The 5,202-nt window shown below is 61.4% G+C and carries 8 protein-coding genes and 1 pseudogene; 4 read left to right on the plus strand and 5 right to left on the minus strand.

Going from position 1 to position 5,202, the window contains the following annotated elements:
- Positions 1-182, minus strand: a 182-nt coding sequence (locus ACEW8G_RS03625) for a CNNM domain-containing protein (protein ID WP_373487085.1), incomplete at its 3' end; no start/stop codon positions are given.
- A 245-nt stretch (positions 183-427) separates the two neighbouring features.
- On the opposite strand from ACEW8G_RS03625, the gene ACEW8G_RS03630 reads away from it, so the two are divergent.
- Entirely contained in the window at positions 428-1,108 is a 681-nt protein-coding gene (locus ACEW8G_RS03630; RefSeq protein WP_373487086.1) for an OmpA family protein, read from the plus strand.
- 45 nt (positions 1,109-1,153) lie between these two features.
- Here the strand turns inward: ACEW8G_RS03630 and ACEW8G_RS03635 are convergent, their stop codons facing one another.
- Both ACEW8G_RS03635 and ACEW8G_RS03640 read right to left on the minus strand, forming a co-directional pair.
- On the minus strand, positions 1,154-1,747 hold the full coding sequence (locus ACEW8G_RS03635) for an OmpA family protein (RefSeq protein ID WP_373487087.1): 594 nt from the start codon (positions 1,745-1,747) through the stop codon (positions 1,154-1,156).
- Entirely contained in the window at positions 1,744-2,178 is a 435-nt protein-coding gene (locus ACEW8G_RS03640; protein WP_373487088.1) for a FecR domain-containing protein, read from the minus strand. Before ACEW8G_RS03640 ends, ACEW8G_RS03635 begins: the two co-directional genes overlap by 4 nt.
- Positions 2,179-2,223: 45 nt before the next feature.
- On the opposite strand from ACEW8G_RS03640, the gene ACEW8G_RS03645 reads away from it, so the two are divergent.
- Positions 2,224-2,640 carry an ATP-binding protein gene (locus ACEW8G_RS03645; RefSeq protein WP_373487089.1) on the plus strand — a complete coding sequence of 139 codons (417 nt, stop codon included), beginning with the start codon at positions 2,224-2,226 and terminating at the stop codon, positions 2,638-2,640.
- Positions 2,641-2,645: 5 nt separating this feature from the next.
- Here ACEW8G_RS03645 and hemF read toward each other — a convergent pair whose 3' ends face one another.
- Positions 2,646-3,500: an oxygen-dependent coproporphyrinogen oxidase gene (gene hemF / locus ACEW8G_RS03650; protein WP_373487090.1), complete on the minus strand. Its 855-nt coding sequence runs from the start codon at positions 3,498-3,500 to the stop codon at positions 2,646-2,648.
- A gap of 15 nt (positions 3,501-3,515) precedes the next feature.
- The gene (locus ACEW8G_RS03655; RefSeq protein WP_373487091.1) at positions 3,516-3,974 is read right to left on the minus strand and encodes a tRNA (cytidine(34)-2'-O)-methyltransferase; all 459 of its coding nucleotides are present in this window, start codon (positions 3,972-3,974) and stop codon (positions 3,516-3,518) included.
- Positions 3,975-4,215: 241 nt separating this feature from the next.
- On the opposite strand from ACEW8G_RS03655, the gene petA reads away from it, so the two are divergent.
- Together petA and ACEW8G_RS03665 are read left to right on the plus strand one after the other, a co-directional pair.
- Positions 4,216-4,788, plus strand: a complete 573-nt coding sequence (gene petA / locus ACEW8G_RS03660) for a ubiquinol-cytochrome c reductase iron-sulfur subunit (RefSeq protein ID WP_373487092.1) — start codon at positions 4,216-4,218, stop codon at positions 4,786-4,788.
- A 12-nt stretch (positions 4,789-4,800) separates the two neighbouring features.
- Positions 4,801-5,202, plus strand: a pseudogene (locus ACEW8G_RS03665) (cytochrome b); the annotation flags it as partial.

Genomic DNA, 5,202 nt, shown 5'->3' on the forward strand with positions numbered 1-5,202 from the left:
GGATCCGCGCCGAGCAGGATCGCGGTGCGCGCGCCCTTGCTGCCATCCTTGGCCATCGCCTCAAGCCGCGCGGTGCGCGCCGACACGATCGCAAGTTCAGACATCGCAAAGATGCCGTTGAGGATGATCAACGCCAAAATGATGACGACGTCGAACCAGGGAAAGGGTTGGATAGGGTCCATCGGGCCTTGGGCTACAGAAGCCCCGAGCTATATCGGCATTCCCGCGCGAGTCACGCGTTTTTGCGGGCGACCCGGCGGTCGGTCGCCTGGTGGCAAGGCCGTCGCAAGTGCTTCATCTGCAACCAATCATGGAAAGCAGACATAACTTTTGGTTCGGGAACCGTTCATGCGCCGGATCGAATAGAGCGTTGAGACGTTGTGTGGCTTAGCCGAGACCAACCGAAATCAGAATTGAGGATAATTTCATGATCAACAAACCCATTCGCTTCGCCGCCCTGGCAACGCTTTCCAGCCTCGCACTCGCCGCTTGCGTGACCGACCCCGAGACCGGCCAACAGCGCATCAACCGCGCCGCCATCGGCGGCATCGGCGGCGCGCTCGGTGGCTATCTGCTGGGTGACATCGTTGGCGGCCGCCGTGACCGCACCGAAAAGATTGTCGGTGCAGGCATCGGTGCAGTCGCGGGCGCAGGGATTGGCTATTATCTTGAACAGCAGGAGCGCGATCTGCGCCGCAAGACCGCTGGTTCGGGCATCGATGTATCGCGCGACGGCGACAGCCTGGTGCTCAACATGCCGTCACAGGTGACCTTCGATGTCGACAGCGCCAACGTCAATCCGCAATTCCGCACGACGCTCGACGAAGTTGCAGGCACTCTGGTGCAGTATGAAAGCAGCTTCATCGACATTTATGGCCACACCGATTCAACCGGTAGCGATGCCTACAACCAAACGTTGTCAGAGCGCCGCGCCTCGTCGGTCTCCAACTATCTGGCCGGTCGCGGTGTGCAACCTGCGCGTCTGGCCACGCGCGGCTTTGGTGAATCGCAGCCGATTGCATCGAACACGACCGAAGAAGGCCGCGCACAGAACCGGCGCGTTGAAATCCGCATCGTGCCCGTCACACAGGAAGACGTGCGCGGCTAAACCGCCCGCTGCCTGGAAATCATCGTCCTGCTGGCCGCAAGCCGGTTAGCGGACGATGATTTCCACCCGGCGGTTGCCACCGTTTTCGGTTTCATCGGGAGTGGGAAAGCGCAGATCGGTCTCGCCGCGCCCGGTCGTGGTGATCACATCGGGCGGAAAGTTGAGCTCGACAAGCCGCGCCTTGATCTGCTCGGCCCGGCGTTCTGACAGGGCCTGGTTGGCGGCTGCGCTGCCGGTCGTGTCAGTGTGACCGACGATCTCCATTTCTGCACCCGGGCGCGCGGCCAGATGCACCCTCAATGCCTCGATCATCCCTTCCGACCCCGGCGCCAGCGCGGTCGTGTTGGGGATAAAATACATCGTGAAGCGGGCAGGCGGCGGCGGCATCAGTTCCAGCAGGCCGCGCTCGTCCGCAGTCAGGCTCGCCGGATCGATATTTTTGCCGCGAGGGCTGCATCCGCGCAGCTTGGTGCGGCTATAGGCCCCGCCGATGGTCGCTTCGCCCGCGCAAGACTGGTCGAGTACGGCGAGCTGCCCCTGGGCGCCCCCATCCTCATCATCAAGCAGCAGCAAGGACGGTCCGGCGCAGCCGCCGAGTATGACCGCCAGGATCAGCGCCCCCGCGCTCCCAGCCCTCATTGCGGCACATCAATGATAAACCGGGTGCCACGTACCCCGAGCAAAGATGTCGGCGTGCGCACCTTCATCGCATCTCGCCTGGATTTGGCGATTTCGCCCGACACGACACCTAAAGAGCCACGTTCGACACGGGTTTCGAACGCCCCGCTGCGCGTGGTCCGGTCATAATCGAACCGGTCGACTGCGATCCGGCTGTTGGGGCCAACGGCAAAGCGGGTGTTGTCAGCAAAGGTGATTGCGATCTGGCCGCCCTTGCCGGTCACCAGCACATCGCCCGGCAACAGGCTGGTGCCCACCGCCGGATTGACCCGAACCCCCTTGCGTTCAATCGCGGCAGTCCCTGTGCTTTTCTTGACCCGTCCGATATCGGCCAGCGCGGGCTGCGCGAGCAGCGCACCCAGTGTAATTGCAAAAAGCAGCTTGGTTTTCATCTTAACCACTCCCCTGACAGGTATCGCCATGGCATAACCCTGCGCATGGCCTCACGCAATTTCATTCCGCTGTCCTGCCCGCTCGGCCAAAACGGTCCCGAATCGGTACATCAGGCGGTGAACACAGCGCATTTGTTCAGCCAGCGCAATGACCTGGCCGCATCCGTCGCCGCACGGCTCGCGATATTGATCGAAGAGGCGGTGACAAATATCTACGAGCACGGCGCGGCAGGCGCGGATATGTCCGGCGATCTCAGCCTTTCGGGCGATGACCAAACCATCGATATCGTCATCAGCGACTCGGGCACCGCGTTCGATCCGCGCAGCAGCGGCGAGATCGATCTGCCCAACATGGAGCGCGGCGGCGGGGTTGGTCTCGCCATGATCCGCGCCTGGGCCGAGATTGTCGATTATCGCCGCGATCAGGGCATGAACTGCCTGTCGCTGCGCATGTCAGTGTGACCTGATCATTCCCATACGGCTTCGGGCGGCAGGCTCATCAGGATCGCGTCGATGTTGCCGCCGGTTTTTAACCCAAACAACGTCCCCCGGTCATGGATCAGGTTGAACTCCGCATAGCGCCCGCGCCACACGAGCTGCTCGTGCTTTTCTTGAGCGTTGAACGCCTGATCCATGCGCTTGCGCACCAGCGCCGGGAAGATATCCAGAAAGGCACGGCCGACATCTTGTGTGAAAGCGAAATTGGCGTCGAATGCGGCATCGTCCGGGCATTCGAGATGATCGTAAAAAATGCCGCCAACGCCGCGGTGCACGCCGCGATGCGGGATGTAGAAATAGTCGTCGGCCCATTTCTTGAACTTCGCATGATAGGCAGGATCATGCGCATCGCACGCTGCCTGCATCCGGGCGTGAAAGGCGTCCGTATCTTCGGCATAAGGCAGCGGCGGGTTGAGATCGGCTCCCCCGCCGAACCATGCCTTGGTGGTAACAAGGAAACGGGTGTTCATATGCACCGCGGGCACGTGCGGATTGGACATATGCGCGACCAGGCTTATTCCGGTGGCGAAGAAACGCGGGTCTTCCGCAGCGCCGTTGATCGATTTGGCGAACTCCTCGCTGAACCGGCCTTCGACAGTAGAGACGTTGACGCCCGCCTTCTCGAACACCTTGCCCTTGATCAGTCCGCGAACGCCGCCGCCGCCATGCGAGCCGTCGGCTTCGGTGCGGTCCCATGCGGCATAGTCGAAGGCAGCGTCGCTGCCCGCTTCGCGCTCAATCGCGGTAAACTCGGCGCAAATCGCGTCGCGCAGGCTCTCGAACCAGCCACGCGCGGCAGTTGTCTTGTCACTCCAGTCGGTCATCAGGCTCCCCGATATTCATGTCTTGTCAAAGCGTGTTTGCCGCAGCGCCTCGCCAAGCGCAATCCCGGTTGCCACCGATACGTTGAGCGAACGATAGCCCGGCGCCATCGGAATCGTGACCGCCAGATCGCAAGCGTCACGCACGTGTTGCGGCACCCCGGCGCTTTCCGACCCCATCAGCAGAATGTCGCCAGTGGCAAAGCGGGTCTGATAGATCGTCTGGCGGCTGTGCGCGGTGACCAGCACCAGCCGCGCGCCGAGCGATTGGCGAAAGGCGTTGAAATCCACCCAGCCCGCATGGCGCTGCAGATCAGCGCGCGGACCGTAATCCATCGCGGCGCGCTTCAGACGGCGGTCATCGAATGCGAAGCCGCACGGTTCTATGAGGTCCACCGGCACCGCCATGCAGGCGGCGAGCCGCAGGATCGTACCGACATTGCCGGCGATATCGGGCTGGTAAAGGGCGATACGCATCGCGGCTCATTATCCGATCCGGCGCGCAAGTCACCCCGCACACGCACAGGCAACGTGATGTTTTGTCACCGCCAACGGCATAATCGTGCTGTAATGCGCCATTTTCCCTGTTGGCAAGACGCCGAATTTGCGTCTATCAGGCCTGAAAAGCTGCGGACGGGTCGGGGGCAATGCCGTGCCATGCCGCTTTTCATATCTTACATAGCCGTTTTTTCAAAAGCTTGAGGGTCAGGTTAACGTCATGGCAGAACAAGTTACCTTGGATCAGGATAAAGATACCGGCACCGAATCCGATGGTGTCCGCCGCCGCGACTTTATCCATATCGCGGCCGTCAGCTTTGCCGGCATCGGCGGCGCGACCGTGCTGTTCCCGCTGGTCACCCAGATGGCGCCAAGCAAGGACGTGCTCGCGCTGTCGTCGACCGAGGTCGACGTCTCTGCTGTGGCGCCTGGCCAGACCATCAAGACCGTGTGGCGCAAGCAGCCGGTGTTCATTCGCAACCTGACCCCCGCCGAAGTGACCGATGCTGAAAAGGTTTCCGTCTCGGGTCTGCGCGATCCGCAATCGCTGCAGGATCGCACGGTTGAAGGCAAGCCCAACTGGCTGGTGACGCTGGGCGTGTGCACCCATCTGGGCTGCGTGCCGCTGGGCGCGGCGCAGGGCGAGGTGAAGGGCGAATATGGCGGCTATTTCTGCCCCTGCCACGGTTCACATTACGATACCGCAGGACGCATTCGCAAAGGCCCGGCACCGACCAACCTGGAAGTGCCCGAGTTTTCATTCCTGTCAGACACAGTCATCAAGATCGGTTGAGGAGCAACGCACATGAGTTTTTCCTGGGCAAAGCAGTACGAGCCGAAGTCGGATTTCACCAAATGGCTGGATGACCGCCTTCCGCTCCCGCGTCTGGTCTATGGCGCGGTGGGTGCTGGTTATCCGGTGCCGCGCAACCTGAATTATTTCTGGAACTTTGGCGTGCTCGCCGGTTTTGCGCTGATGCTGCAGATCGTCACCGGCATCGTGCTGGCGATGCATTATGCACCGAACGCGATGGTCGCCTTCGATTCGACCGAACACATCATGCGCAACGTCAACTGGGGCTGGCTGATGCGCTATGCCCATGCCAACGGCGCGAGTTTCTTCTTCATCGTGGTCTACATCCACATCTTCCGCGGCCTGTATTTCAGCTCTTACAAGGCACCGCGCGAGATGATCTGGCTGCTCGGC

The organism is Blastomonas sp., from assembly GCF_041747255.1.
Taxonomy (GTDB): domain Bacteria; phylum Pseudomonadota; class Alphaproteobacteria; order Sphingomonadales; family Sphingomonadaceae; genus Blastomonas.

What these genes read in the sequence shown, in the direction of transcription:
- ACEW8G_RS03655 (WP_373487091.1), bottom strand. Translation starts at nt 3,974, where the DNA reads ATGCGTATCGCCCTTTACCAGCCCGATATCGCCGGCAATGTCGGTACG.
- petA (WP_373487092.1), top strand. Translation starts at nt 4,216, where the DNA reads ATGGCAGAACAAGTTACCTTGGATCAGGATAAAGATACCGGCACCGAA.
- ACEW8G_RS03630 (WP_373487086.1), top strand. Translation starts at nt 428, where the DNA reads ATGATCAACAAACCCATTCGCTTCGCCGCCCTGGCAACGCTTTCCAGC.
- ACEW8G_RS03645 (WP_373487089.1), top strand. Translation starts at nt 2,224, where the DNA reads ATGGCCTCACGCAATTTCATTCCGCTGTCCTGCCCGCTCGGCCAAAAC.
- ACEW8G_RS03640 (WP_373487088.1), bottom strand. Translation starts at nt 2,178, where the DNA reads ATGAAAACCAAGCTGCTTTTTGCAATTACACTGGGTGCGCTGCTCGCG.
- hemF (WP_373487090.1), bottom strand. Translation starts at nt 3,500, where the DNA reads ATGACCGACTGGAGTGACAAGACAACTGCCGCGCGTGGCTGGTTCGAG.
- ACEW8G_RS03635 (WP_373487087.1), bottom strand. Translation starts at nt 1,747, where the DNA reads ATGAGGGCTGGGAGCGCGGGGGCGCTGATCCTGGCGGTCATACTCGGC.